Source organism: Rudaea sp. (genome assembly GCF_057139185.1).
Genome location: NZ_DBNHDN010000045.1, coordinates 40,632 through 64,895, shown reverse-complemented (window position 1 = coordinate 64,895; position 24,264 = coordinate 40,632). Strand labels below are relative to the sequence as shown.

Annotated in this window: 24 protein-coding genes and 1 other RNA gene; 15 read left to right on the top strand and 10 right to left on the bottom strand. The window is 64.2% G+C overall.

Annotation, left to right across the window (positions count from 1 at the left end; all coding sequences use genetic code 11):
* Nucleotides 1-2: 2 nt before the first annotated feature.
* Nucleotides 3-1,463: a PstS family phosphate ABC transporter substrate-binding protein gene (locus tag AC16HO_RS15975; RefSeq protein WP_484335584.1), complete on the bottom strand. Its 1,461-nt coding sequence runs from the start codon at nucleotides 1,461-1,463 to the stop codon at nucleotides 3-5.
* Nucleotides 1,460-2,362, bottom strand: a complete 903-nt coding sequence (locus tag AC16HO_RS15970) for a hypothetical protein (RefSeq protein WP_395642220.1) — start codon at nucleotides 2,360-2,362, stop codon at nucleotides 1,460-1,462. The genes AC16HO_RS15975 and AC16HO_RS15970 overlap by 4 nt, the downstream gene beginning before the upstream one ends.
* Nucleotides 2,363-2,576: 214 nt before the next feature.
* On the opposite strand from AC16HO_RS15970, the gene AC16HO_RS15965 reads away from it, so the two are divergent.
* Together AC16HO_RS15965 and AC16HO_RS15960 are read left to right on the top strand one after the other, a co-directional pair.
* Nucleotides 2,577-3,110: a hypothetical protein gene (locus tag AC16HO_RS15965; RefSeq protein ID WP_395642219.1), complete on the top strand. Its 534-nt coding sequence runs from the start codon at nucleotides 2,577-2,579 to the stop codon at nucleotides 3,108-3,110.
* A gap of 127 nt (nucleotides 3,111-3,237) precedes the next feature.
* Entirely contained in the window at nucleotides 3,238-4,272 is a 1,035-nt protein-coding gene (locus AC16HO_RS15960) for a YncE family protein (RefSeq protein ID WP_395642218.1), read from the top strand.
* A gap of 255 nt (nucleotides 4,273-4,527) precedes the next feature.
* Here AC16HO_RS15960 and AC16HO_RS15955 read toward each other — a convergent pair whose 3' ends face one another.
* The 4 genes from AC16HO_RS15955 to AC16HO_RS15940 all read right to left on the bottom strand — a co-directional run bounded on the left by AC16HO_RS15955 (nucleotide 4,528) and on the right by AC16HO_RS15940 (nucleotide 8,373).
* Nucleotides 4,528-5,949 (bottom strand): hypothetical protein, encoded by a 1,422-nt coding sequence (locus AC16HO_RS15955; RefSeq protein WP_395642217.1) that lies wholly within the window; start codon nucleotides 5,947-5,949, stop codon nucleotides 4,528-4,530.
* A gap of 4 nt (nucleotides 5,950-5,953) precedes the next feature.
* Nucleotides 5,954-6,640, bottom strand: coding sequence for a carbonate dehydratase (gene can / locus AC16HO_RS15950; protein ID WP_395642216.1), 687 nt, complete (start codon nucleotides 6,638-6,640; stop codon nucleotides 5,954-5,956).
* 219 nt (nucleotides 6,641-6,859) lie between these two features.
* Nucleotides 6,860-7,777 carry a nucleotidyl transferase AbiEii/AbiGii toxin family protein gene (locus tag AC16HO_RS15945; protein WP_395642215.1) on the bottom strand — a complete coding sequence of 306 codons (918 nt, stop codon included), beginning with the start codon at nucleotides 7,775-7,777 and terminating at the stop codon, nucleotides 6,860-6,862.
* Nucleotides 7,774-8,373, bottom strand: a complete 600-nt coding sequence (locus tag AC16HO_RS15940) for a type IV toxin-antitoxin system AbiEi family antitoxin domain-containing protein (protein ID WP_395642214.1) — start codon at nucleotides 8,371-8,373, stop codon at nucleotides 7,774-7,776. The genes AC16HO_RS15945 and AC16HO_RS15940 overlap by 4 nt, the downstream gene beginning before the upstream one ends.
* A gap of 187 nt (nucleotides 8,374-8,560) precedes the next feature.
* On the opposite strand from AC16HO_RS15940, the gene AC16HO_RS15935 reads away from it, so the two are divergent.
* The 5 genes from AC16HO_RS15935 to AC16HO_RS15915 are packed head-to-tail and all read left to right on the top strand — an operon-like array spanning nucleotide 8,561 to nucleotide 13,600.
* On the top strand, nucleotides 8,561-10,504 hold the full coding sequence (locus AC16HO_RS15935) for a hypothetical protein (RefSeq protein ID WP_395642213.1): 1,944 nt from the start codon (nucleotides 8,561-8,563) through the stop codon (nucleotides 10,502-10,504).
* A gap of 15 nt (nucleotides 10,505-10,519) precedes the next feature.
* On the top strand, nucleotides 10,520-11,377 hold the full coding sequence (locus tag AC16HO_RS15930) for a GmrSD restriction endonuclease domain-containing protein (protein ID WP_395642212.1): 858 nt from the start codon (nucleotides 10,520-10,522) through the stop codon (nucleotides 11,375-11,377).
* Nucleotides 11,374-12,756, top strand: coding sequence for a recombinase family protein (locus tag AC16HO_RS15925; RefSeq protein WP_395642211.1), 1,383 nt, complete (start codon nucleotides 11,374-11,376; stop codon nucleotides 12,754-12,756). The genes AC16HO_RS15930 and AC16HO_RS15925 overlap by 4 nt, the downstream gene beginning before the upstream one ends.
* A complete protein-coding gene (locus AC16HO_RS15920; protein ID WP_395642210.1) occupies nucleotides 12,753-13,124 on the top strand; it encodes a site-specific recombinase resolvase in 372 nt (123 codons plus the stop codon). Before AC16HO_RS15925 ends, AC16HO_RS15920 begins: the two co-directional genes overlap by 4 nt.
* Nucleotides 13,121-13,600 (top strand): LacI family transcriptional regulator, encoded by a 480-nt coding sequence (locus AC16HO_RS15915; RefSeq protein WP_395642209.1) that lies wholly within the window; start codon nucleotides 13,121-13,123, stop codon nucleotides 13,598-13,600. The genes AC16HO_RS15920 and AC16HO_RS15915 overlap by 4 nt, the downstream gene beginning before the upstream one ends.
* A gap of 306 nt (nucleotides 13,601-13,906) precedes the next feature.
* Here AC16HO_RS15915 and ssrA read toward each other — a convergent pair.
* Nucleotides 13,907-14,260, bottom strand: a transfer-messenger RNA (tmRNA) gene (gene ssrA / locus AC16HO_RS15910).
* Nucleotides 14,261-14,330: 70 nt separating this feature from the next.
* On the bottom strand, nucleotides 14,331-14,813 hold the full coding sequence (gene smpB, locus AC16HO_RS15905) for an SsrA-binding protein SmpB (RefSeq protein WP_395642208.1): 483 nt from the start codon (nucleotides 14,811-14,813) through the stop codon (nucleotides 14,331-14,333).
* Nucleotides 14,814-14,960: 147 nt separating this feature from the next.
* On the opposite strand from smpB, the gene AC16HO_RS15900 reads away from it, so the two are divergent.
* Nucleotides 14,961-15,392 (top strand): type II toxin-antitoxin system RatA family toxin, encoded by a 432-nt coding sequence (locus AC16HO_RS15900; RefSeq protein WP_395642207.1) that lies wholly within the window; start codon nucleotides 14,961-14,963, stop codon nucleotides 15,390-15,392.
* Nucleotides 15,385-15,699, top strand: coding sequence for an RnfH family protein (locus tag AC16HO_RS15895; protein WP_395642206.1), 315 nt, complete (start codon nucleotides 15,385-15,387; stop codon nucleotides 15,697-15,699). The genes AC16HO_RS15900 and AC16HO_RS15895 overlap by 8 nt, the downstream gene beginning before the upstream one ends.
* 70 nt (nucleotides 15,700-15,769) lie before the next feature.
* On the opposite strand, the gene AC16HO_RS15890 is transcribed toward AC16HO_RS15895, so the two are convergent.
* Nucleotides 15,770-16,267, bottom strand: coding sequence for an outer membrane protein assembly factor BamE (locus AC16HO_RS15890; RefSeq protein ID WP_395642205.1), 498 nt, complete (start codon nucleotides 16,265-16,267; stop codon nucleotides 15,770-15,772).
* 56 nt (nucleotides 16,268-16,323) lie between these two features.
* Between AC16HO_RS15890 and fur the strand changes: the two genes are divergently transcribed.
* Entirely contained in the window at nucleotides 16,324-16,731 is a 408-nt protein-coding gene (gene fur / locus AC16HO_RS15885) for a ferric iron uptake transcriptional regulator (protein ID WP_395642204.1), read from the top strand.
* 33 nt (nucleotides 16,732-16,764) lie between these two features.
* On the opposite strand, the gene recN is transcribed toward fur, so the two are convergent.
* Nucleotides 16,765-18,456 (bottom strand): DNA repair protein RecN, encoded by a 1,692-nt coding sequence (gene recN, locus AC16HO_RS15880; protein ID WP_395642628.1) that lies wholly within the window; start codon nucleotides 18,454-18,456, stop codon nucleotides 16,765-16,767.
* Nucleotides 18,457-18,608: 152 nt separating this feature from the next.
* On the opposite strand from recN, the gene hrcA reads away from it, so the two are divergent.
* The 5 genes from hrcA to dnaJ all read left to right on the top strand — a co-directional run bounded on the left by hrcA (nucleotide 18,609) and on the right by dnaJ (nucleotide 24,248).
* Nucleotides 18,609-19,670: a heat-inducible transcriptional repressor HrcA gene (gene hrcA / locus AC16HO_RS15875; RefSeq protein ID WP_395642203.1), complete on the top strand. Its 1,062-nt coding sequence runs from the start codon at nucleotides 18,609-18,611 to the stop codon at nucleotides 19,668-19,670.
* A gap of 143 nt (nucleotides 19,671-19,813) precedes the next feature.
* Nucleotides 19,814-20,356 carry a nucleotide exchange factor GrpE gene (gene grpE / locus AC16HO_RS15870; RefSeq protein ID WP_395642202.1) on the top strand — a complete coding sequence of 181 codons (543 nt, stop codon included), beginning with the start codon at nucleotides 19,814-19,816 and terminating at the stop codon, nucleotides 20,354-20,356.
* Between the two features lie 76 nt (nucleotides 20,357-20,432).
* Nucleotides 20,433-22,349 carry a molecular chaperone DnaK gene (dnaK, locus tag AC16HO_RS15865; RefSeq protein ID WP_395642201.1) on the top strand — a complete coding sequence of 639 codons (1,917 nt, stop codon included), beginning with the start codon at nucleotides 20,433-20,435 and terminating at the stop codon, nucleotides 22,347-22,349.
* Nucleotides 22,350-22,482: 133 nt separating this feature from the next.
* Nucleotides 22,483-23,136 (top strand): TMEM175 family protein, encoded by a 654-nt coding sequence (locus tag AC16HO_RS15860; protein WP_395642200.1) that lies wholly within the window; start codon nucleotides 22,483-22,485, stop codon nucleotides 23,134-23,136.
* The gene (dnaJ, locus tag AC16HO_RS15855) at nucleotides 23,133-24,248 is read left to right on the top strand and encodes a molecular chaperone DnaJ (protein WP_395642199.1); all 1,116 of its coding nucleotides are present in this window, start codon (nucleotides 23,133-23,135) and stop codon (nucleotides 24,246-24,248) included. Before AC16HO_RS15860 ends, dnaJ begins: the two co-directional genes overlap by 4 nt.
* Nucleotides 24,249-24,264 lie beyond the last annotated feature (16 nt).

Below are 24,264 nucleotides of genomic sequence, written 5' to 3'. Positions count from 1 at the left end.
ATTCAATCCAGCTTGGCGAGTTCCTCCTTCACCTCGTTGGCATTGAGCGGGAAATAGCCGGAATACGGAATCGGTTCCTGGCCCTGTCGGCTCAGCACGTAGCGCAGGAATTCCTTGATCGGCGCAGGCAGCGGCTGGCCGTGCGCGCGGCGCATGCGGATGTACATGTAGCGCGTCAGCGGATAGCGCCCGCTCGATGCCGTATCGGCATTGATTTCGATTGCTGGCCCCACGGCGTCACGCGCGACCGGCACGGCGCGCAGGCCGGCGCCTCCTTCCTCGAGGCCGCCGAAGCCGATCGCGCCGGTGTCCGCCGCGATCGCTTTCGCCGTGGCATCGATCGAACCCTGATGCACGTTGTGGGCCCATTCACCGCCCTGCAATACCATGAACTGCATCGACATCGCGTTCGGTGCAACGAGCGGGGGTGCGTCGAGCACGATCGGCCGGTCCGCCCATTCGCCGCCGAGGCCGAGCTGGCCCCAACGCGTGATCGACGGATTCTTGCCGAACACCGCCTTGAGTTGCGCCAGCGTGACCTGCTTGAGCGGATTCTTGTCGTTGACGAAGATCGCCTGCGCGGTCGTGCGCTGCGGCGTGTTGAAGCCACCGCGCGCGACGCGGATCTCGAACAGCTTTTCGCCGCCATGCAGACCGGCGAACGAAGCCGCTTCGTCGGGCCAGAGTTCGCGGCCCATCGGTGCGAGATCGGTCATGCCGACCATCAGTGCGCCGAAGCCGTTGAGCGTGCCGAGGTGCTCCCACGGATCGCCCTTGCGTACGCCCGGCTGCAAGGCGCGGAAGTCGCGCATCCAGCGCTGCATCAGCGATTTCATGCCGTCGCTGCCAACGCTGCGGATGTCGCCGCGGACCTGTGCGCTCGCTGCATAGACCGGCAGCGCCGGATCGAGCCGGGCGACGTAGCCGGCGATCTTCGACAGTTCCTGCGCGATGTCGTCCGGCGGCAGCGGCTGGAATCCGGCCGTTCGCGCGGCGATCTTCTGGCCTTCCGCGCTCAGCGCGAAGCGCACGAATTCGGACACCGCCGGCACGGGCGGCGTATCCGGCCGCTTGTTGAACGCGAGAAACACTGGTTTGCCGTCGTGCAGGGCGACGCGCACGCTCACCGGCGCCTTCATCATGTCGCCGGCGAATTGATGCACGTACGGCGCGATTTCCTCCTTTTCGAACGATCGCGTGATCGGCGCGACATCGGCCTGCTCGAACATCAGCGCGCCGATCGCGGCGTCGTTGCCGCGGTGCTGCCATTTCGCGCCACGCACGACGTCCGGATGCGTTCGATGCAGCGCCTGCATCCACGCGTCCATGAGCGGGCCCATCTCGCTTGCGCCGATGCTGGACACGATGATTCGTTCGGCCGCGTGACTTGTCGCAGGAAGAGGCAGAGCCGCGGTGGCCGCAGCCAGCAGCGGGGTCAACAGTCGGATCGATGCGCGGGTCACGGGTCGATTTCCTCCGGGTTCTTGATCGCGGCAAGCCGTGTCTGCACTTCGTCGCGCAGCGCCACCGCTTTCGCTTCGAGCGCCTTCCTGTCTTCGCTGCCGCTGTAGGCATAGCCGACGTTCATCGTGCCGATCGCGGCGCCCTTGGCGTCCTTTACCGGCAGATCGACACCGAAGCGCCTGTCGTTCGAATACAGGCCCGGGATTGGCGCCGGCGCATCGAGCACTTTCATGTCGTCGCCATCCGCCGGCTTGCCGTGGCGGCCGAAGGTCGAGCCGACCACCACGAGGTCGTTCTTCGGCGGCACCTTCAGGCGCAGCGCCAGTACGGTCACTTCGGGATGGCGGCGGAACGTTTCATCGATCAGGGCCTGCGCGCGCGAACGCGTCGTGGCTGTCGCCACGTAGGGATACGGATCGAGCAGGTTGGCCGTGTTGAGGATGTGCCGCGAGAGGTCATCGCGGATCTGTACCGATTTTTTCTCGAGTTCGGCGCGGCCGCCCGTGCCCGAGCTCGCCCAGGTCAGCGCTACCGCGCCCACGGTCAGTCCGGCGAGATCGTGCAGCGGCAGTTCGATTTCAATCCGCCGGCTCGCGGTTTCGACGATGCGCGTCTTGCCGTTGGCAGCGACATCGACGGCCTCGCCGCTGGCGGGCGTGCCGATCCGGCCGATGTTCGAGGCGAGGACGAGGCTGGTACCCGTTTTCGGTGGTGCGGCGTAGATTTCGATGGTGCGCAGGTCTGGATGCCCAACGAGGGTACGATCCACGAGCTCCTGCGCGTAGATCTTCACCGGGATCGTGACCTGCGCATGAACTGGAGACGACAGGATCGCGATCGTCGCGAGGACTGCGATAACCGATAGTCGCATCGAGGGCCGCGTTTTGTGTTTCATCATGTCTGTACCCCGGCGTTTGATAGTGGACGCGCGCGACACGCTAACGATGCAACCTGTCGCAAACATGAAGACTCGATAAAAATGCGGTCAGGTCGCGAGCTTTCTGCCTGAAAGGTTTTTCAGGATCGCGACAGGGTGCGTACAGAGTCGCCGCATATATTCCGCAAACGCTTCCAAACCCGGATGCGACAAACCCACAATGAGGGAGGTTTTCATGAAACTGTCCAAGTTGACCCTGACCGTTGCTCTCGCGGGCGCAGTGATGTTCGGTGTGGCCTCTTCGGCTTCGGCCGCCGAAAAGAACTGGACCCCGCCGGCGCACAAGATCTACGGCCAGAAGCTGTCGGACGAGACGATGGCCGCGCATCCGGAACTACTCAGCATCACGCTGCACGGCGTGCCGCCCGGCAAGACCGACGTCTATACGATGTTCGCCGGGTCCTATCTCGATCGCGTCGGCAATCCGGACGATCCGGACGATATCGATGTCTCCAAGAAGGGCATCACGATCGTCGATCCGCGCTGGCACCGCACGCAGGACAATCCGAAGAAGTTCGTTATCCTGATGCCGATGCGCGACGCAAAGGGCGACAACATCGGTCTCGTCGTCTATGCGTGGAAGAACCCGCCGGCGAATGCGAACAACAGTGCCGACGAGCTGAGCTACCTGAAGAAGGCGAACGATCTGCGCGATGCGCTGGCGAAGAAGATTCCGAGCTACAACGCGTTGTTCGACGAAGCCAAATAAGCTGCAGCGGACGCGGTTTGCTGCACGGCCGAACCGGATTCCGTTCGCGGTGTGCATGGCACCGTGGGCGGCATCCGGCGTGTTGTCCGACAGCAAAGCCTCACCCAAGCCCATAGGGAAACGACACATGAAACCGAAAATCCACGCGCTCGCCGCAGCCCTGGCCTTCATCCTGCCCGTACTTGCGTTTGCCGATGGCCCAGCCCCGCTCAAGCCGCTTGGTCGCACCGACATGCCCGGCTACGACGGCGATTTCGATCACTTCGGCGCCGACGTCAAGGGCGATCGCCTGTTCCTCGCCGGCGAGGAAGGCGGCGAGCTCGACGTCTTCAACCTGCACAGCGGTGCGCACCTGAAAACCGTCAAGGGCATGGAAGAGCCGCATGCGATCTACTACGACGCGAACAAGGATCGTATCTTCCTCAGTAACTCCGGCAATGGCCTGACCCACATCCTCGACGGCAAGACCTACGCGCAGATCGGCACGGTCAAGCTGATCCCGGGCGCCGATGTGATGTACCACGATCCATCCACCAACCGCCTCTGGTTCGTTGTGGGCGGCAAGAACGCGCCGACGAAGTTGCCCAAGGTCACGGTTGCCCAGGTCGACCCCGAAACGGGCAAGACAGTCAGCGAAACCCAGTTCGACACCGACTTCACCGAGGGCATCATCGCCGAGCAGCACGGTTCGCACGTATACGTCAACGTGGCTGGTCTGAGTGAAATTGCCGTGCTCGACAAGAAGACCGGCAAGGTACTTTCCACCTGGCCGGTAAAGGAAGGGCAGAACAACTCGGCCATCGACCTCGACGAGAAGAACAAGCGCCTGTTCATCATCACGCGAAAGCCGTTCAAGCTCGTGGTCGTCAACACCGACAACGGTCAGTCGGTAGCAAGCTTCGATGCGCCTGGTCGCACCAACGGTTTGATCTTCGATGCGGCCAACCGCCGTATCTACGCCTGCGGTGATGACTACACCGGCGTGTTCGCCCAGCGCGATGCGGACCACTACGTGGAACTTGCCCGCGTGCCTACGGAAAAAGGCGCGAAGACGTGTTTTCTCGCTCCCGAAGTCGGCCAGTTCTATCTTGCCGTCGGCGGCGCGAAGGACACGAAGGCCGGGCTGCTGCGCTACGCTGTGGTGCCGGGCGACGCGAAGTAGCGCACCGTCGCCGCTCGCCGGCAGCGCCGCATCTGCGCGCTGCCGGTGACCATGGAGCTTGCTGCGGCATTCCGCTGGAGCGCTTTCGATTCAAGTATCTGCAAGCTCGTCATCCCCGCGAAGGCGGAGCCTTCAACAGCCGAATGGCCGGTCATCCGCTCTTGATCTTCGCTGCGATGGAGCAAGAACCGGACTCCGCGCGCCATGCTTCGCATGGCCCCGGAATTACCTGCAAGCACCGCGGACGAAACTGCCCTAGCGCTTCACCGCGCCAGCCGCAATCGTGACCGACTGCGACGTCACCGTGCGGCCACGACTGTCGGTCGCGCTGAGCCGATAGGTGCCGGGATACAGATACAACCGGCTTTGCGCCGAGCCGTGGTTGGCGAGTATACGTTGCGACATCGGCGCATTCGGATCGATCACGTTGAGAACCGCGCGATCGGCGGCGACGGCGTCGTCGCCTTCGTTCGCGTAGCGCGCCTCGACCATGCACGGAAACTGGTTGCGGCAAAGGTCGCTGCTGACCGGGTAGGGTTGGCGGGTACCGGCGAGGCTGATCCAGTCCGGGCGACCATCGGTTTCCGCCGTCGGCGGAAAGAACACGCTGACATCGTAGAGCCCGGGTTTCAGCGTCCACGGTGTGTTGCCGGCATCCACGTAGACGAACGGTTGCGCCGGGTGCGCGGCCTGCATCACCGCCGTGTACCAGGGGTGGTCCTGGTCGCCGCGCGCATGCTGGATCAGCATTGTCTGTTCGACGCAGAGCGGATCGATGTGGGCGATCTTGCGGAAAAACATCGCCATGCTCGAACCGCCGAGATAGACGCCCGATTTCTGGATATGGCCGAAGCCGGCGTTGACGACGAGGCGCGCATTCGGGTCGTGCTTGAACACCTGATCGTACAGCGACTGCGCGCCCGCACGCTCGCGCGCGTCGCCGGTGCCCGCATCCTCGGCGTCGTAGGCGACGACGGTGTAGCCCAGCTTCTGCGCCGCGCGCACCATTTCGCCGTAGATCGGTTCCTCGACGTAGAAGCCCGCCTTCGCGGTCGGATAGCCGCGCTTGCGCAACCCGTCCGCTTCCTTGAGATACAGCGTCTCCGCGGCGAAATGGGTGAAGCCCTCGGCGCGCAGGCGCGCGAGCAGATCGACAGTCAGCGTGCGCGTGAGTGGCGCGCTGTGCGCCTCGTTGAAGAACACGGCCTTGCGATCCCTGGCCAGTTCGAGAATGACATCGGCCGCGGGCCGCGCGCGCCAGCCGCTGCTCAGCGGCGACGGCGCGTCGTCGGGTTGCGCCGGCTGTGCGATCGAAAACGAACGCGCGGCGCCGGGATAGTCGCCGATCCAGGTCTGGAACCACGACAGGTACTGGCCGAAGATCAGGCGAAACGCGCGCTCGTTGTTTTCGTCGTAGGCGGCCTGCATCGCCACATACTGCGCGAGCAGGCCGGGCTGTTTCTGCGCGCGGCGCATGATGCCTTCGGACCTGTCCGCGGCGGCGAGCTGCCGGCGACGCCATTCGGCCGGCGTCATCTCTTGTTCCGTCGGCGATTCCTGGCCACGGCGCAGCAGGCCGCGTCTGCCGGCTTCGCTGATCGGGTCGCCCTGTGCGCAAATTGCCGCCGGAAGGGCGGCGAGCAGGCACAGGATCAGGCAACGCTTGCTTATCGACATGCGCTCAGACTCCGCGCAGCAGATGTTCTTGCCGCCGCGCCAACGCGCCATGGTACTGATCGGCAAGTTGCGAATGTTGCGCGATTTCGATGCCGAGATCGTTGACCAGGCCATTCTCCAGGCTGTAGCACCAGCCGTGTACTGTCAGGTTCTGGCCGCGCTCCCAGGCGTCCCTCACCACGGTTGTCTGCGCGGCGTTGACCACCTGCTCGATCACGTTGAGCTCGCACAGACGCGCGTGGCGCAGCGTGTGCGCATCGATCCCGTCGAGTGCCGACGCGTGCTTCTGCGCAACGTCGCCGACATGGCGCAGCCAGTTGTCGACCAGGCCCAGACGCAGGCCGTCGAGCACCGCGCGGACGCCACCGCAGCCGTAGTGACCGACGACAAGAATGTGCTCCACCTTGAGCACGTCCACCGCGAACTGGATCGTCGACAGGCAGTTGAGGTCGGTATGCACGACCACATTGGCGACGTTGCGCTGCACGAACACCTCGCCCGGTGCCATGTCGATGATCTGGTTCGCCGGCACGCGCGAGTCCGAGCAGCCGATCCACAGATACTTCGGCGCCTGCTGGTCGGCGAGGCGGTGGAAGTAGTCGGGATCGCGCCGGCGCAGATCCAGCGACCAGGCGTGATTGCGTTCGAGCAGGTGGGCGAGGCGGGATTTCGATGGCGGCAATGTCGTCATGCGCCCTAGCTTAGCAGCAGTCGCGCGGCGCGATCGTCAAACGATGCTTGCCCTCGCGCAGCGGGGGATTCGCGCAAAGGAAAAGGGCTTGGAGACTATCCAAGCCCTTGTAATTGGTGGCGGAACTCGGAATTGAACCCGCGTCCGTATTCAGAACCAGATAGTAATGCAGCCGCCTTGAGGGCGTGATTTCGATGATCTGGCCGGAATCTGCTGCAATCACGCCGCGTCCCATCCCGCGCTTGCCCGCCACTGCCGGTTGAAGCCCTCGCCCGCAGCGAGCGCCGTCAGCACCGGCAGCAGGAACTCGCGCAACGCCTTGATCACCGTGGCCAGCTGCATCGGCTCCAAGGCGTTCTTGCGCTGAAAGCCCGACCACTGCATGTTCTTCTGCTCGTGCAGCGCGAACCCGTCGGTGAGGCAAAGCGGCGCACCTGATGGGATGCCCGTGCCCCGGCGCTCGAAGGTGGCACGGACGGCTTGGGCCAGCACCGCGCCGTCGAAGTCGGAATGTCGGGCCAGAATCCACAGATCGAAGTAGTCCTTCATCCGGCTGTTGAGAATGCCGAGCGAGGTCATCGCTTCGAGCTTTTCGGCGACGACCGTGTAGCGGGGATAGACCCGAAGCTGCGGCGACGGCATGTCATCGAGGATGACTGGGTACTGCGCATCCTCTGGGCCGGGCACGACGGCGTCGCCGAAGCCGACGTCGATCTGTACCGGCAGGCGCGCGCCGTCGAGCAGGCCCGTCAGCGTGACGCGCACACCCGCGTAGTTGGCCTCCTTGCGGATCTCGGCGGCCTTCACGGTGTCGGCCTGGAACACGATGCCGTCATCGCTTTCGATCTGGCTGATCTGGCTGATCTGGCGGAACAGGTTTTCCAGATGCGGCAGCTCGGCGGAGCCGAAGCCCAGCAGGTCGGCATCGTGCGTCGGGCGATGCTGCACGTCGAACCAGAGATCGAACAGCAGCGCGCCTTTCAGCAGGAACTGCCCGCGCTGCTCGGAGACGCTCAGGCGGTACAGCATCCGCTCCAGTGCGTAGCGCGTCATCAGCAGGTTGTAGTCCAGCTTTTCGGCGCGGGCCTTGTTGAGCAGCCGGGCGCGAACCGACGCGGCGACGTTGCGCTGGTTCATGCGAGGCTCTCCAGATAGGGGCGCATCACGTTGGCCACGCGGTCGATCTTGGCGTAGTGCCAGATCTGGTCGCTGGTCATGCGCTTTGCGCTCCAGGCTTCACGCAGCGCCTCCAGCGCCACGTCCAGTCCGATCTTGTTGCGGTACTTGAAGCAGTCGGCCACGGTCTTGGCGACGCTGGTGACGCGGACGGTGACGCCATCGACGACGTGTTCCTCGACGCCCTCGGTCAGCGCCGCGCCGGAGAAGCGCACGAGGCGCAGGGGCGGGTAGTCCAGCTTCGGCGTGGCGGCCTTGTTGTCGATGGCCAGCCACACCTCAAACGGGGCCTGCGTCGTCAGCTCGTGGAAACGCAGCGCCGACAGCAGGCAGACCACGCCCTTGGGAACGCGCCGCGCGACTTCGGCCAGTGTGCCGTGGGCGGACACGGGCCGTGACATCAGCCCGTACAGCCCGCGCCCGACGCGTTCCAGTTGCCCGCGCCGCACAGCCCGCGTCAGGGCCACCCGTGGGATACCCAGCGGAGCCAGATCGTTGGGGCGCACCAGTCCCTGCGCGCGCGCCAGATCGAGCAGCTTGTCGACGGTCGTGTCCATGTCGGGCATATTGTTCCATAACATCGGCAGATGTCAATAACAACCGATGAATAGGAACCGTGCCACTGGGCGTATACCCGGATGACGAGAGCGCCCCACTGACGGATCGAGGCCAAGCGTACCCGCGCGTGGGCGCGGTAGCAGTGCCGTCGCGGTTTCCAGCGGCTTTTGCATGGAGACCCCGACGATGACCCGACACTGCGCCTGCTGTGGCAAGCCCTTCGAGCCCTGCCCGCAAGTACCTGTTGCACACGAAATAGATGTCCCAGAAAGTGCCAAAACAACAATCTCTGACGCCTTCTCGAAAATCCCATTCGGCTTGCCAACCGAACCGATCCCGGTTGGCGCAAGCAGACAAGGTGGAGGATCACCCTTTACCACGCCTCTTTACGGTCTTGACCAGTGGTTCAAGATCTATAGCCCCCGTCAGCTGGTGGCTCTCGCATGCTTCGTCGACGCCGTCCGCGAAGCGCGTCAAGAACTGTCCAAAGCAGGATACGACGCCGCAGAAACCGAGGCGTTGTCTGCGTTTCTTCAATGCGGCTTCGACCGAATGCTCGACTTCAACTCCAGCATCCTGGCTTGGATCACGAGCGTCGAAGCCATTGGGCACACTTTCGTGCGCTTTGCGCTTCCGATGAACTGGGACTTCAGCGAAGCGGCGCCCATTAACGACGTGCGCGGCGGATGGTGGATGTGTCTGGACGCTGTCGGGGAGTCGATAGAGACCATCCTGCGCGCGACCAACTCGATTGCCCCCGTGCCAACAGTACTCAATCAGAGCGCCATTGACTGCCCGGAAGCCGGGGCTTTTGACGTCATCGTTACCGACCCGCCGTACTACGACGCCATCCCTTACTCCGACTTGATGGACTACTTCTACGTCTGGGATCGGCGGCAGCTCAGCGATCTGTCTGATGCCTACCGTGAGGCATTTGCCTCTCCACTGGGGCCGAAATGGCGCAACGACACCAACGACGGTGAACTGATCGACGATGCATCTCGTTTTGGCGGCGACAAGCAGGCGTCGAAGACCAACTACGAAGAGGGCATGGCGAAAGCCTTCAAGGCCTGTCATACCGCGTTGCGCCCCGAAGGTCGATTGGTGATCGTGTTCGCGCACAAACAGCCTGATGCCTGGGAAACGCTGGTGTCGGCCATTATCAAAGCGGGCTTTGTCGTCGACGGCTCGTGGCCTATTCAAACTGAGCAGGCGGCGCGTATGCGCGCGCAAGGGTCCGCCGCGCTGGCTTCCTCCGTCTGGCTGGTTTGCAAGAAGCGCGACCCGCTCGCTAAGGCAGGCTGGGATGCGCAGGTGCTAAAGGAAATGGAGACCAGCATCACTGCCAAGTTGCGCGACTTTTGGGACGCGGGTATTCGCGGCCCGGACTTCGTGTGGGCGGCCACCGGCCCAGCAATGGAAGCGTACAGCCGTTACCCGGCCGTCAAGAAGGCATCCGAACCCGGCCAGTTGATGGCCGTCGCCGAGTTCCTCAGCCATGTGCGCCGTATCGTGGTGGATTTCGTCGTGGGTCGAGTACTGTCGCACGGGCAGAGTGAGCCGACACCGGGTGACCATCCACTCGATGACATCACGACCTACTACCTGCTGCACCGACACGACTTCGGTCTGAAGGAAGCCCCCGCTGGCCCCTGCATCCTCTACGCAGTGTCGTGCAGCATGTCGGAACGCGAGCTGGTGGATCAGTACGAGGTGCTGGCCAAGAGCGGCAGTGCTGCCGAGCAGGGTGAAGCTGGCGACGAAGAAGCGGATGGAGATGATGAAGACGCCGGCACTTCTGGCGGTGGTGGCAAGTTCAAGCTCAAGACGTGGAGTGCCCGCAAGCACCGTTCTCTTGGTCTGGAGACGACCAGCGGCAGGACGATCCCGCTGGTCGATCAGGTTCACAAGCTGATGCAGCTCTGGGTAGCAGGCGACGTGGTGAAGGTCAACGACTATCTGGATGCGCGTGGGCTGCGCCGCAGTCAGGTATTCGCGCAACTGATTCAAGCTTTGATCGAACAGAGCCGTGCCGAAGGCAGTGCGGAAGAGTGCTCCATCCTGGAGCGTTTGCAGAATTACCTGAAGTCGGTGGGCAGCACGGCCCAAGCGGCGTTGGGGCTGGAATAAGAAACGGAGAAAACGATGGCCAAGATGAACGCAAAGCCGTTGCGCTTTCTGCGCTACTTCCTGATGGCGAACTACGTCATCAAGAACGAGCGCGGCGACGCGGTGGTGCGCGAGGACGAAATCTACGACTGGTTCGTGGACAAGGACAACGCGGCGCTGTGCGATTACGCCAACAAGCCCTTCGAGTTCGTCAGGAAGGTCATCCGGAACGTCGAGCACTATCTCGCGTTCTCGAACGGGTTGGGCAACGACGGCAAGCCCAGCCTTGCGATGGACAGCCTCAAGCGGCTGGCGGGCGGTGCCTTCAGCCTGCACTACGTCCTGCTATTGGCGGCAGCCAATTTCCCGAAACCGCTGTTCGACCACTTCGTGGCGCAGCTGGAGAGCTTTCTCTTCTACTACATCTTCACCAAGACGCCGACCAAAGATCTGGAGCGCAGCTTCTCCCAATGGGCCGATGAGCTGCGCACGATTGCCGCGGCCTCCGACCCGGTGAAGCAAAAGGTGCAGCTCAACGCGTTCATCGCCGACCGCTTCGAAAAGAACATGACAGGGAAGTCGCAGGAACTGGTCGATGCGCTCCGGCGCTTCACGCTGTATTCGATGCAGCAGTACCGGACACGGTATCTGCTGGCGCGACTGACTCAGCATGTCGAGATGGCGTTCAGCGGGTTGAAGACGCCGGGCAGCCTGGAGCCGTTCTCGAAGCTGGAAATCGAACACATCCTGCCCGACAACCCGAAAGATGAACTGCGCGGCAAGTGGGCCGCGGAGAATCCGGGTGCCGGTTACGACGACTACAAGAACCGTCTCACCGGCCAGCACTGGAGCGGGCCGCTGTTCTTCGGCCTGGTCAAGCAGGGGGCGCGATGAACGAGATCGCCACCACCAAGGCGCGCAAACGCTGCGCCGTGTACTGCCGAGTGTCATCGGACGAACGGCTCGATCAGGAGTTCAACTCCATCGACGCGCAGAAGGAGGCGGGGCAGGCCTATGTCGTCAGCCAGCGGGCCGAGGGCTGGATTCCTGTCGCGGACGACTACGATGATCCCGGTTTCTCCGGCGGCAACACCGAACGGCCCGCGCTCAAGCGCCTGCTCGCCGACATCGCGCGCGGCCTGATCGACATCGTGGTGGTCTACAAGATCGACCGCCTGACGCGCAGCCTCGCCGACTTCTCCAAGATGGTCGAGGTATTCGAGCGCCACGGCGTGTCGTTCGTCTCGGTCACGCAGCAGTTCAACACCACTACCTCGATGGGGCGGTTGATGCTGAACGTGCTGCTGTCCTTCGCGCAGTTCGAGCGTGAGGTCACCGGCGAGCGCATCCGCGACAAGATCGCAGCCGCCAAGCGCAAAGGGATGTGGATGGGCGGCGTGCCGCCGCTGGGCTACGACGTCGAGAAGCGGACGCTGATCGTCAATGAGGCCGAGGCGGCGGTAGTGCGGCGCGTTTTCGAGGAGATGCTCACCATCGGCTCGCCAACGAAGATCGCCGCAGCCCTCACTGCCGAAGGCATCACCACCAAGGCATGGACGACGCAGGAAGGACAGACGCGTAGCGGCGCGCGCATCGACAAGAAGTACATCCACAAGCTGCTGCGCCATCGCATCTACCTTGGCGAGTTGTCGCACAAGGGGAACTGGTACCCAGGGGCGCATCCGGCGATCATCGATCCGGGGCTGTGGGGCCGTGTCCACGAGGTACTGGCCAAGGACAGCCACGCCCGGTCGGTCGAAACCAAGATTCGCTCGCGCACCGACGCGCTGCTGCGTGGCCTGCTGTACGCGCCCTCGGGCGAGCGGATGTACCCGACCTACTCGCGCAAGAACGGGCGCAAGTACCACTACTACGTGTCCAAGTCGGAAAGCCGCTTCGGCGCGCCGGGCAAGAACTACGAGCGCCTGCCTGCGCCGGAAATCGAAGGGGCAGTTGTTGCCCAGATCCGCACGGTGCTGACCAGCCCGGAATCGGTGGCGTCGGTGGTGCGTCACGTCCAGCGCAATGGTGCGCAGATCGACGAGGTCGCCACGGTGATGGCGATGGGTCGGCTCAACGACGTGTGGGATCACCTGTTCCCGGTCGAGCGTCACCGCATCGCCAACCTGATGATTGAGCGCGTCGACCTCGTCCACGCCGGGGCCGTGCAAGGCATCAAGGTGAAGTGGCGCGAGATCGGCTGGAACGCCTTGATCGAGGAGTTTGCGCCGCAGAGCATCGGCGCTGAATTGCTGGAGGTCGAGTCGGCATGAACGACCGCCTCGAAACCTTCGTGCCACTGGTGTTCCGACGTAGGGGCGTGCAGCGTCTGGCGGTCGATGGCCGCAGCGCCCACGACACCACCCTGATCGAGGGCTTGGCCCGCGCGTTTTACTGGCAGCACCTGCTCGATACGGGCGTGATGCGCAGCGGCTCGGCCATCGCCCGCGCGGAGAAGCTGCACCAGTCGGTGGTCAACGAACTGCTGCGCCTGACCTTGCTCGCGCCCGACATCATCGAGCTGTGGATGGCGGGGCGGCAGCCGCGCCGCCTGACGCTGATGTGGTTCCAGCGCAATCGGTTGACGCCGGACTGGCAGGCGCAACGAAACCTGATGGCGAGCTTCGAGGAGGACGTGTGAGCCGCAAACATCGAGGCCGGGTCAAAGGCGATCCGGTGACGTACCAGACGCCGCTGCCCGCGGGTGGTGTGCAGCTGGAGACATTCGTCCCCTGGACGTTGGTGAAGCGAGGGTTCAAGAAGGAAGTGATCACGCCGCTGGACGCGCCGCAGGAGTTTCTGGAAGAAGCCGCGCACGAGCGGCAGGTTCAAGCGGCGTCGCAGGACACGCCGCTGATGCGCGCGCTGGGTCTCGCGCACCACTGGCAGCGCCTGCTGGACGAGGGCCGCTTCGCTTCCATCACGGAAATCGCGGCGGCCGAGGGCATCGACCGGGCGCAGGCCAGCAAGATCGCGCAGTTGGCCCGCATCGCACCCACCATCGTGGACGCCTGCGCGACGGGGCAGGCTTCGGGCCTCACGCTGCAACGGCTGATCCGTGGCGCGGTTCCGGCTACATGGGACGCGCAGCGCGCGCAGTACGCCCCCGGCATGTGACCGGTCTCGTCCTTGCTCCAAGCACCGCCTTCGGGCGGTTTTTTTGCGCCTCTGCGCTCTCGGTTCCCGGCGAGCAGGCAATCTCAATCCGCAACCGACACCCCGCTAACCCGCGCTAATAGTGGGTGTGGGGCCGAGAACGCTCACGAGGCAAACAGAGAGAAAGGCCAACAGAGAGGTGGCGAGCGGGCCGAAGCGGCGTCGGGCGGCAGGCCGGCGCTCACGAGGCGAAGGCTGGGAACCGCGCCAACACTGGCGTTTCGGGCAGAAAAAAGCCCAACCGATAAGGGTTGGGCTTTGGGTAAATGGTGGAGGTGGGGGGAATTGAACCCCCGTCCGAAGACACTACGTCCCTGGCTCTACATGCATAGCTCGCCGTTTGATCTCATCCTGCGGCAACACGGCGTGCGAAGCGCACCGCAGGACCAGCCGGTTGAGAGTTAGCTGATGATCGACCGACGGCGACCAGCGGCGATTCCGTGATGATGACCCTACACCGGCGAGCACGGACACAAGCGGGTTCGGGGCTAGGCCTTAAGCGGCCAGAGCGTAGTTGTCGTCGTTGGCAACTAAAAGTTTGCTGCTGGATTAACGAGGAAAGCTGCCCCCTCGGCATGCACCAAGCGATTTCGATATCCCCGTCGAAGCCATGTCACCCCCGGGAGAAACGCTGGTCTGTGGATTATATGGTTCCCGGCGCGGCAACTTCAACGCTGCGCGTGGACGCAGTTCAGCCGAAGCGGTTTTTCGAGCGCATCGCCTGCTGTTTTTCGCGCGCGAAGTCGCGGTCCTTTTCCGCAGCACGCTTGTCGTGATCCTGTTTGCCCTTGGCCAGGCCGAGCTCGATCTTGACCCGGTTGGCTTTCCAGTACATCGCGGTCGGCACGAGCGTGTAGCCCTTGCGCTCGACCGCGCCGATCAGCTTGTCGATTTCGGCGCGATTGAGCAGGAGTTTGCGCGTGCGCCGGTCATCGGCGACGACGTGGGTCGATGCCGAGAGCAGTGGCGGGATTGATGCGCCGAACAGGAATATCTCGCCGTTGCGCACGATCGCATAGGCATCGACGATGCTGATGCGTCCTGCGCGCAGGCTTTTGACTTCCCAGCCTTGCAGGGCGACACCGGCCTCGTAGCGCTCATCGATGTGATATTCGTGCCGCGCGCGTTTGTTCAGCGCGATGGTCGAATCGGTTTTCTTGTTGTCTTTTGCCATGGTCGTGAAGTTGCGCCCCGATGCGGGTATCGCCGTTACGTTCTACAATCGGGTCATGCGTAATTGCACATTGTATACATCCGGCATGGAAAAGTACGGCCGAGGATGGCCGCCGCACGACTTTCACGGGCAACGGCGAGTGCCGGGATGACGATACAGATCCGACGCAGTGCGATCGTGCGCCACAGTTGCGCGCGCATGTTCGACCTGGTCAATGATGTCGAGGCGTATCCGCGTCGTTTCAACTGGTGCGCGGACGCGCGCGTGCTCGCGCGCGAGGCCGACGCGCTGATCGCGCGTCTCGACCTGCGCCTGGGCGGAATGACGCAGAGTTTCAGCACGCGCAACACTCCCGAGGCGCCGCATCGCATCGCAATGCTTCTCGTCGAAGGACCGTTCCGCGCGCTGCACGGCGCCTGGACATTCGCCGCGCTCGGTGAAGACGGTTGCAAGATCGCGCTGGCGCTCGATTTCGATTACTCCGGCGTGATGGGGCCGGTGTTGCGCGCTGGATTCCAGAAACTGGCCGATCGCATGGTCGACGAATTCTGCCGTGAGGCCGATCGCGCCTATGTCTGAGGGGACGTCAGCGAAAGTGCCGGAGGCGATCCGTGTCGAGGTCGTCTACGCCGAGGCCCGGCGGCAGATCGTGCGCGCCACGACACTGGCGGCCGATGCGACGGTGCGGCTGGCGATAGACGCTTCGGGCATCCGCGATGAACTCCCCGCAGGCTTCGTGCCGGTGGCGATCGGCATCTTCGGGCGCGTCGTCGCTGCCGACGCGCCGTTGCGCGACGGCGACCGCATCGAACTCTATCGTGCGCTCGTCATCGATCCGATGCAGGCGCGCAGGCGGCGCGCGCAAAGGCAGGGCGGGCGAGCTTGAAAACGGTGGCTGCGCGGCAGCCGCTGCTTGATGTTCGCGATCGTGCGCGAATGCAACGCCGGGGGCGACGTCACGCTCCGGTGTCGTCGCCGCCGCCGCGCTTTTTCTTGTCTTCGTCCGAACGCTTTTCGTCGGGGTACTGGCGCTTGTACTTGGTCGCGAGGCGGATCAGCTCGACCGGATCTTCGGAGAAGTAGTCGCCATCGATCTTGCTCAGGCTGTCGCCATCGAAGTAGAGGACGAGATCCTTGGTCTCCATGCGGCCGTTGCCGCGGCGGAACGTGGAGACGTAGTCCCAGCGACTCTGCTGGAACGGATTGACCACCGACGGGCTGCCCATGGTCAACATCACCTGGCGCTTGCTCATGCCGGGCTTGAGCGACTCGACCTGGGTCTTGCTGAACAGGTTGCCCTGCTGGATGTCGAGCTGGTAGACCGGATTGCAGGCGCTCACGCCCAACACGATGGCAGCCAGCGCGAACGCGCGCGGCCATTTGAAAAGGATTCGATTCGTGCTGGCCTGGGTCATCTGCATGCTGGTCGGTGCGGAAACGCTGCGATGATACACTAGCCCTCGGCTCCAGCGGGCGCGCGCACTGCGTCCGGCATTCAGGTGGTACTCATATGGAAACTCAAGATCTGCGCAAGGCGGGGCTCAAGGTCACGCATCCGCGCATGCGCATCCTCGAAATTCTCGAAGCCTCGGACGGCAAACATCTGACCGCCGAAGACATCTATCGCCAGTTGCTCGAGCACGACGACGAGATCGGCTTGGCCACGGTCTATCGTGTGCTCACCCAGTTCGAGGCAGCCGGTCTCGTCGCCAAGCACAATTTCGAGGGCGGCCAGGCGGTGTACGAGATCGAGCGCGGCAAGCATCACGACCACATGGTCGACCTCGACAGCGGCCGCGTGATCGAGTTCGTCAGCGAGGAGATCGAGCGTCTGCAGCGCGAGATCGCCGAAAAGCACGGCTACGTGATCGAGGAGCACTCGCTGGTGCTGTACGTGCGGGCGAAGAAAAAGAAGTGAGCTGAATGGCGGTGGGAGATGAGCGGAGACGACTCACCGCTCGCTGCCCGCCGCTCGCAGCATCTGTGCTGCATGGGCCAGCGTTTCGCGCGTGATCTCGACGCCGCCTAGCATGCGCGCGACTTCATCGCGGCGCGCCTTTTCGTCGAGCGGGTCGATGCGCGTATGCGTACTCGCGCCGTCGCTGGACTTGGCCACGCGCAGGTGATGATGGCCTTGCGCGGCCACCTGGGGCAGGTGGGTGACGCACAGCACCTGGCGATGCGCGCCGAGCCGGCGCAGTTTCTGGCCGACCACTTCGGCGACTGCACCGCCGATGCCGGAGTCGACTTCGTCGAACACCATCGTCGCGATCGCATCCGCGCTGGCGTTGTCGGCGCCGAGCGCGGCGACTTCGATGGCGAGGCTGATGCGCGAGAGTTCGCCACCCGAGGCGACGCGCCGCAGTGCGCGCGCCGGCTGCCCCGGGTTGGCGCTGACCAGGAATTCGACGCGCTCCAGGCCTTGTCCGTCGGGCGTGGCCTTCGCCAGGGGCTCGATTGCGACAGCGAAGCACCCGCCGCTCATGCCCAGTTCGTCCATCAGCTGACTGACGCTCGTTCCCAGGGTCTGCGCGGCGGCGGCGCGTGCCGCAGACAGCTGCGCCGCGACAGCGCGGTATTCGCGTTCGACCTCGTGGCGTTCACGCTCGAGCCGGGCCAGCGTCGCGCCCGCGCCCTGCAGCGTTTCCAGCTCCCCGCGCAGCGTCTGCGCATGAGCCTTCAGCTCGGCGACGGGCAGGCGGTGCTTGCGGCCGAGTTCGTGCAGTTTCGTGATTTGTGCCTCGGTCTCGGCGAGTTTTTCGGGGTCGAGGTCGAGCGCGTCGCGGTAGCGCGCGAGCGCGCCGTTCGCCTCTTCGAGCTGCAGGCTCGCCGTGCCGAGCAGATCGCCGGTGGTGGCGAGTTCGGCATCGGACTGGGCAAGACGCGTGATTTCGCTGTGCGCGCGGTGGGCCAGGCGCAACAGGCTGAACTCGCCGTCGCCGTCGAGCAACTCGGCGAGCGCGCTCGTGCCCTGGATGAGGTGGCCGGCGTTGGCCAGGCGCTTGTGGCGTTCGTCCAGGGCGTCGAGTTCCGCGGGCTGCAGCGCGTGGCGGTCGAGTTCGTCGACCTGGTGCGCGAGCAGCGCGATGCGTTCGGAATGGTCGTGCTCGCCGTGCAGCTCGCGCATGCGAGCGTCGATCTCGCGCCAACGCGCGGCCAATGCGGCAACCGGCTGCAGCAGGGTGGCGTGATCGCCGAATGCGTCGAGCAGGGCGAGCTGGCTGGCCTTGTCGAGCAAGGCCTGGTGCTCGTGCTGGCCGTGGATTTCTATCAGCCGTTGCGCCAACGCCTGCATTTGCGCGAGCGTCGCCGGGCGGCCGTTGATCCAGGCGCGCGAGGCGCCTTCGGCGCGGATCACGCGGCGCAACTGGCAGCCGTCGGCGTCGTCGAATTCCTCGTCCACGAGCCATTGCCGGGCCGTGGGCGCATCGGCGAGGTCGAAATCGGCAATCAGCTCGGCGCGCTCGCAGCCTGCGCGCACGACGCCGGCGTCCGCGCGTTGGCCTGCCAGAAGCAACAAACAATCGACCATCAGCGACTTGCCCGCACCGGTTTCGCCGGTGACCACGGTCAGGCCGCGTTCGAAGCCGATTTCGGCCTCGCCGACTATGGCGAAATCCTTGACGAACAGCGTTTGCAGCATGGCAGGCGTGGCGACGTTTGGCGCGCGCACGCTAACACGCGAAGTCGATACAGCCAAGACCGCATGACCGCTTGAACCCGGCGCGGGAAAATCCATGTTGACCCTGGCGGTTTCCGTTGCTAGCGTCGGCACATCGCAACAGAAACGAGCCTATGTCTGCTCATTCCGGACATCGCCCGCCGGGCCATCACCTCGATTCGCGTGCACGTCAGTTGCTGCGCGCGCTGATCGCGCAATACATCGCCGATGGCCAACCGGTGGGTTCGCGCACGTTGGCGAAGCATTCGGGGCTGGATGTGAGCCCGGCGACGATCCGCAACGTGATGGCCGATCTCGAGGAACTCGGCCTGCTCGCCGCCCCGCACACCTCGGCCGGGCGCGTACCGACCGCGCAGGGCTATCGCATGTTCGTCGATAGCCTGCTCGAGCTGAAGCCGCTCGACGCGCCGCAGATCGATGCGTTGCGCCGCGAACTGCCCACTCAGGCGCCGACCCAGGATCTGCTCAACGGCGTGTCCTCGCTGCTCTCCGAGGTCACCCATTTCGTCGGCGTCGTCACCGTGCCCAAGCGCGAGGAATTCCCGTTCCGGCATATCGATTTCGTCGCGATCGGCGGCAACCGCGTGCTCGTCATCCTCGTCTTCGCCGACAACGAGGTACAGAACCGGGTGATCACGACCCAGCACGTCTATTCCGCCGCGGAACTCGAACAGGTTTCCAATTTCCTCAACGCCAATTACGCCGGCCTGCGCATGAGCGAGATCCGCGAGCGGCTCAAGCGCGAGATGCGCGAGACCAGCGCACGCCTGCATCAGCTCATGGTGGCCGCGGCAGATGTCACCCAGCAAGGGTTTCCCGATCAGGCCAACGCCGACATGTTGATCAAGGGCCAGATCAATCTGATGGGGGCGCAGGCGGCGGCCGACATGGATAGCCTGCGCGAACTGTTCGAGGCGTTTCAGCGCAAGCGCGACTTGCTCAATCTGCTCGAAAACTGCTCGCGCGCCGAGGGCGTGCGCCTGTTCATCGGCGAGGAGTCCGGGTTCAATCCGCTTGGTGCCTACAGCCTGGTGACTGCGCCGTACGGCGTCGACGGCCGCGTGCTCGGCGTGCTCGGCGTCATCGGGCCGACGCGCATGGCCTATCAGCGCGTGATCCCGGTCGTGCAGGCCACCGCGCAGATTCTGTCGGGGGCTCTGGCCGCGGCCTCTTGAACCGCGCGCGCATGCCCTCATAACCGGGTCGGGATAAAATGGATGGCTTGGGCAAGCGACTTCGGTCGCGGGCCCGTCATTGCCCGGATACCCGCGACGGGCTTCCGGGGGATCGACACGACCCTTCGAACTGTGGAGCGCTTGTGAGCAACGAGAACACCGACGCCGGGCAACCGGAAAACATCGCAGCGGATGGCGCCGCCGACTCCGCCTCGGGTGGCGACGAGCTGAACAAACTCGTCAACGAGTACGAATCCAAGCTCGGCGAAATGCGCGAACTGTTGTTGCGCGAACGCGCCGAGATCGAAAACCAGCGCAGACGCCTGCAACGCGACCTGGAGCAGGCGCGCAAGTTCGCCAACGAGCGCGTGCTCGGCGACCTGTTGCCCGTGTGCGACAGTCTCGAGCGCGGCGTGGCCGTGCAGACGGCCGATGCGGGCAGCCTGCGCGAGGGCATGGAGCTGACCCTGAAGGCGTTGCTCAAGGTGGCGGAAAGCAATGGTCTGAAGGCGATCGACCCGGTCGGCCAGCCGTTCAATCCCGAGCAGCACCAGGCGGTCAGCCTGGTCGAGGCACCCGGCGCCGCGCCGGATACCGTGGTCGCCGTGATCCAGAAGGGCTACGTATTGAACGAACGCCTGCTGCGGCCCGCACTCGTGACCGTCGCGAAGGTGCCCGGCGCTTGAATTGAAACAACGAATCCCTAACTACGTTGGCATCCGCGGCCGTCGTGCTGCACTGATATTTTCTGGAGATTGAAACATGGGCAAAATCATCGGTATCGACCTGGGTACGACCAACTCGTGCGTGGCCGTCATGGAAGGCACGACGGCGCGCGTGATCGAGAACTCCGAAGGCGACCGCACCACGCCGTCGATCGTCGCGTTCAAGGACAACGAGGTCCTCGTCGGCGCGACCGCGAAGCGCCAGGCGGTCACCAACCCGAAGAACACGTTCTACGCGGTGAAGCGCCTGATCGGCCGCAAGTTCACCGACGCCGAAGTGCAGAAGGACATCGGCCTGGTGCCGTACAAGATCAGCGCGCACGACAACGGCGACGCGTGGCTTGCAACCGCCGACAACAAGAATCTTTCGCCGCAGGAAATCTCGGCGAAGATCCTCATGAAGATGAAGAAGACGGCCGAGGACTACCTCGGCGAGAGCGTCACCGAGGCCGTCATCACCGTGCCTGCGTACTTCAACGATTCGCAGCGCCAGGCGACCAAGGACGCCGGCCGCATCGCCGGCCTCGACGTCAAGCGCATCATCAACGAGCCGACCGCGGCCGCGCTGGCCTACGGCATCGACAAGCAGGGCGGCGACCGCAAGGTCGCGGTCTACGACCTCGGCGGCGGCACGTTCGACGTCTCGATCATCGAGATCGCGAACGTCGATGGCGAGAAGCAGTTTGAAGTGCTGGCGACCAACGGCGACACGTTCCTCGGCGGCGAAGACTTCGACAAGCGCCTGATCGACTACCTCGTCGAGGAATTCAAGAAAGAGTCGGGCGTCGACCTGAAGAACGACTCGCTCGCGCTGCAGCGCCTCAAGGACGCGGCCGAGCGCGCGAAGATCGAGCTGTCGAGCGCGCACCAGACCGAAGTGAACCTGCCGTACATCACGGCGGATGCGTCCGGGCCGAAGCACCTCAACATCAAGCTGACGCGTGCCAAGCTCGAAGCGCTGGTCGCCGACCTGATCGAAAAGACGATCGCGCCATGCCGCACCGCGATCAACGATGCGAGCCTCAAGGTGTCGGACATCAGCGAAGTCATCCTCGTCGGTGGCCAGACGCGCATGCCCAAGGTGCAGGAAGCGGTGAAAACCTTCTTCGGCAAGGAGCCGCGCAAGGACGTCAACCCGGATGAAGCCGTCGCCGTGGGCGCGGCGATCCAGGGCGGCGTGCTCGGCGGTTCGGTCAAGGACGTGTTGCTGCTCGACGTCACCCCGCTGTCACTCGGCATCGAGACGCTCGGCGGCGTGATGACCAAACTGATCGAGAAGAACACCACGATTCCGACCAAGGCCGCACAAACGTTCTCGACCGCCGAGGACAACCAGACCGCGGTCACCGTGCACGTGCTGCAGGGCGAGCGCGAGCGCGCGAGCGCGAACAAGTCGCTGGCCAAGTTCGATCTGGCCGGCATCGAGGCTGCGCCGCGCGGCATGCCGCAGGTCGAGGTGTCGTTCGACATCGACGCGAACGGCATCCTGCATGTCTCGGCCAAGGACAAGAAGACCGGCAAGGAACAGCGCATCGAGATCAAGGCCGGCTCGGGCTTGAGCGAGGATGAGATCCAGCGCATGGTGCGCGATGCCGAGGCGAACAAGGAAGACGACAAGAAGTTCCACGAGCTTGTCGCTGCGCGCAACAAGGCCGACCAGCTCGTCCATGCCACGCGCGCGGCGATCAAGGAACACGGCGGCAAGGTCGACGGCGGCCAGATCGGGGCGATCGAAACGGCGCTGGCCGATCTGGAGAAAGTGATGAAGGGCGAGGACAAGGACGCCATCGAAGCCAAGTGCACGGCGCTGGAGCAGGCCGCACAGTCGCTGGCGGCGGCCGCGGCTTCGGCGGGTCAGGGCGGTCCGTCCGGGGATGCCGGCGCACAGGGCGGTTCCGCTCCGCAGGACGATGTCGTCGACGCCGAGTTCACCGAGGTCAAGGACAAGAAATAGTTATCCGGTCGGCGCTTCTTGCGCTGTCGGATAACTGCCCGCGTTCGAGCGGCGCTTCGCGCAGCTCGAACGCGGGCTTTGTTTGTTGGAAGCGGCAGGGCAGACTCTGCGGCTGTTGCCATCGGGGATGAAAATGGAAAAGAACAGGCTGGAAGCGTTCACCGACGGCGTGATCGCCGTGATCATCACGATCATGGTGCTCGAATTGAAGCCGCCGCACGAGGCGACGTTGGCGGCGCTGCTCGGCAACTGGCCAGTATTCGTGAGCTACGTGCTCAGCTTCGTCTACGTCGGCATCTACTGGAACAACCATCATCACCTGATGCACGCTGTCGAAAAGGTCAACGGCAAGGTGATGTGGGCGAATCTGTTCCTGCTGTTCTGGCTGTCCCTGTTTCCGTTCACCACGGCATGGCTCAACGAGGCGCATGGCGAAGGGGCCATGCATGAATTTCCGGCAGCCATGCCCGCGGCGTTGTACGGTTTCGTGCTGTTGATGGCTGCCGTGGCATGGGTTCCGCTGAGCCGCGCGTTGATCGCCTGCAACGGCGGCGCAAACAGCACGCTGGCTCGTGCGCTCGGCGGCGAAGCCGGCGACTGGAAGGCGAAGGTTTCGCCCGTTCTGTACGTCGGCGGCATTGTATTGGCGCTTTTCGCTCACATAGTCCCATCGACGACGGCGGCATTCTGGATGCCCAGGGTGTCCTGCCTGCTGTATGCCGTCGTCGCCGCGCTCTGGCTGATCCCGGACCGGCGCATCGAAAAGCATATTTCCGGAAATCCATGAGCAAGCGTTGCTACTACGAGGTCCTGTCCGTCGAACGCACGGCCAGCGACGGTGAATTGAAGACGGCGTTCCGCCGCCTGGCGATGAAATACCATCCGGACCGCAATCCGGGTGACAAGGCCTGCGAGGCGCATTTCAAGGAAGCCAAGGAAGCCTACGAGGTCCTCAGTGACGCGCCGAAGCGCGCCATGTACGACCGCCACGGCCACGCCGCGTTCGAGCAGGGCATGGGCGGCGGCGGTGGTTTCCATGCCGATGTCGGCGACATCTTCGGCGATATTTTTTCCGATATCTTCGGCGGCGGTCGCGGCGGCCGCCCGCGGCGTGGTTCCGACCTGCGCTACCTGCTCGACATCGATCTCGAAGAAGCCGTGTTCGGCGTCGACAAGGCCATCGACGTGCCGACGCTCGGCGCCTGCGACAAATGCGATGGCTCGGGCTCGGCCGACGGCAAGCTCTCCAGTTGCGCCACCTGCCAGGGCCATGGCCGCGTGCGCATGCAGAATGGCATCTTCTCGATCCAGCAGGCTTGCCCGCATTGCGGCGGCAGCGGGCAGTCGATCGCGAATCCGTGCAAGACCTGCCGCGGTGAAGGCCGTGTGCGCCGCGAGAAGCGTCTGGAAGTGAAGATTCCGGCCGGGGTCGACACTGGCGACCGCATCCGCCTTTCGGGCGAGGGCGAAGCCGGCCCGGCCGGTGCGCCGGCGGGCGATCTCTACGTCGAAGTGCAGGTGCGTGAGCACGCGATCTTCCAACGCCAGCAGGACGATCTCTACTGCGAGGTGCCGATCCGCTTCTCGCAGGCCGCGCTTGGCGCCGAGCTCGAGGTGCCCACGCTGGGCGGCGAGGCGTCGATCAAGATTCCTGCCGAAACCCAGACCGGCAAGCTGTTCAAGCTGCGCGGCAAGGGCGTGCGCAACGTGCGCAGCGGCCATGTCGGCGACCTGCTTTGTCGCGTGGTAGTCGAAACTCCGGTCAAGCTCAGCAAGCAGCAGCGCGAACTGCTGCAGCAGTTCGAGGACAGCTTCGGCGACGATGCGGCTGCGCACACGCCGCGCGCCTCCTCGTGGCTGGACAGCGTAAAGCAGTTCTGGGATCGCGTGACGACCTGATTCGCGCCCCTTCTCC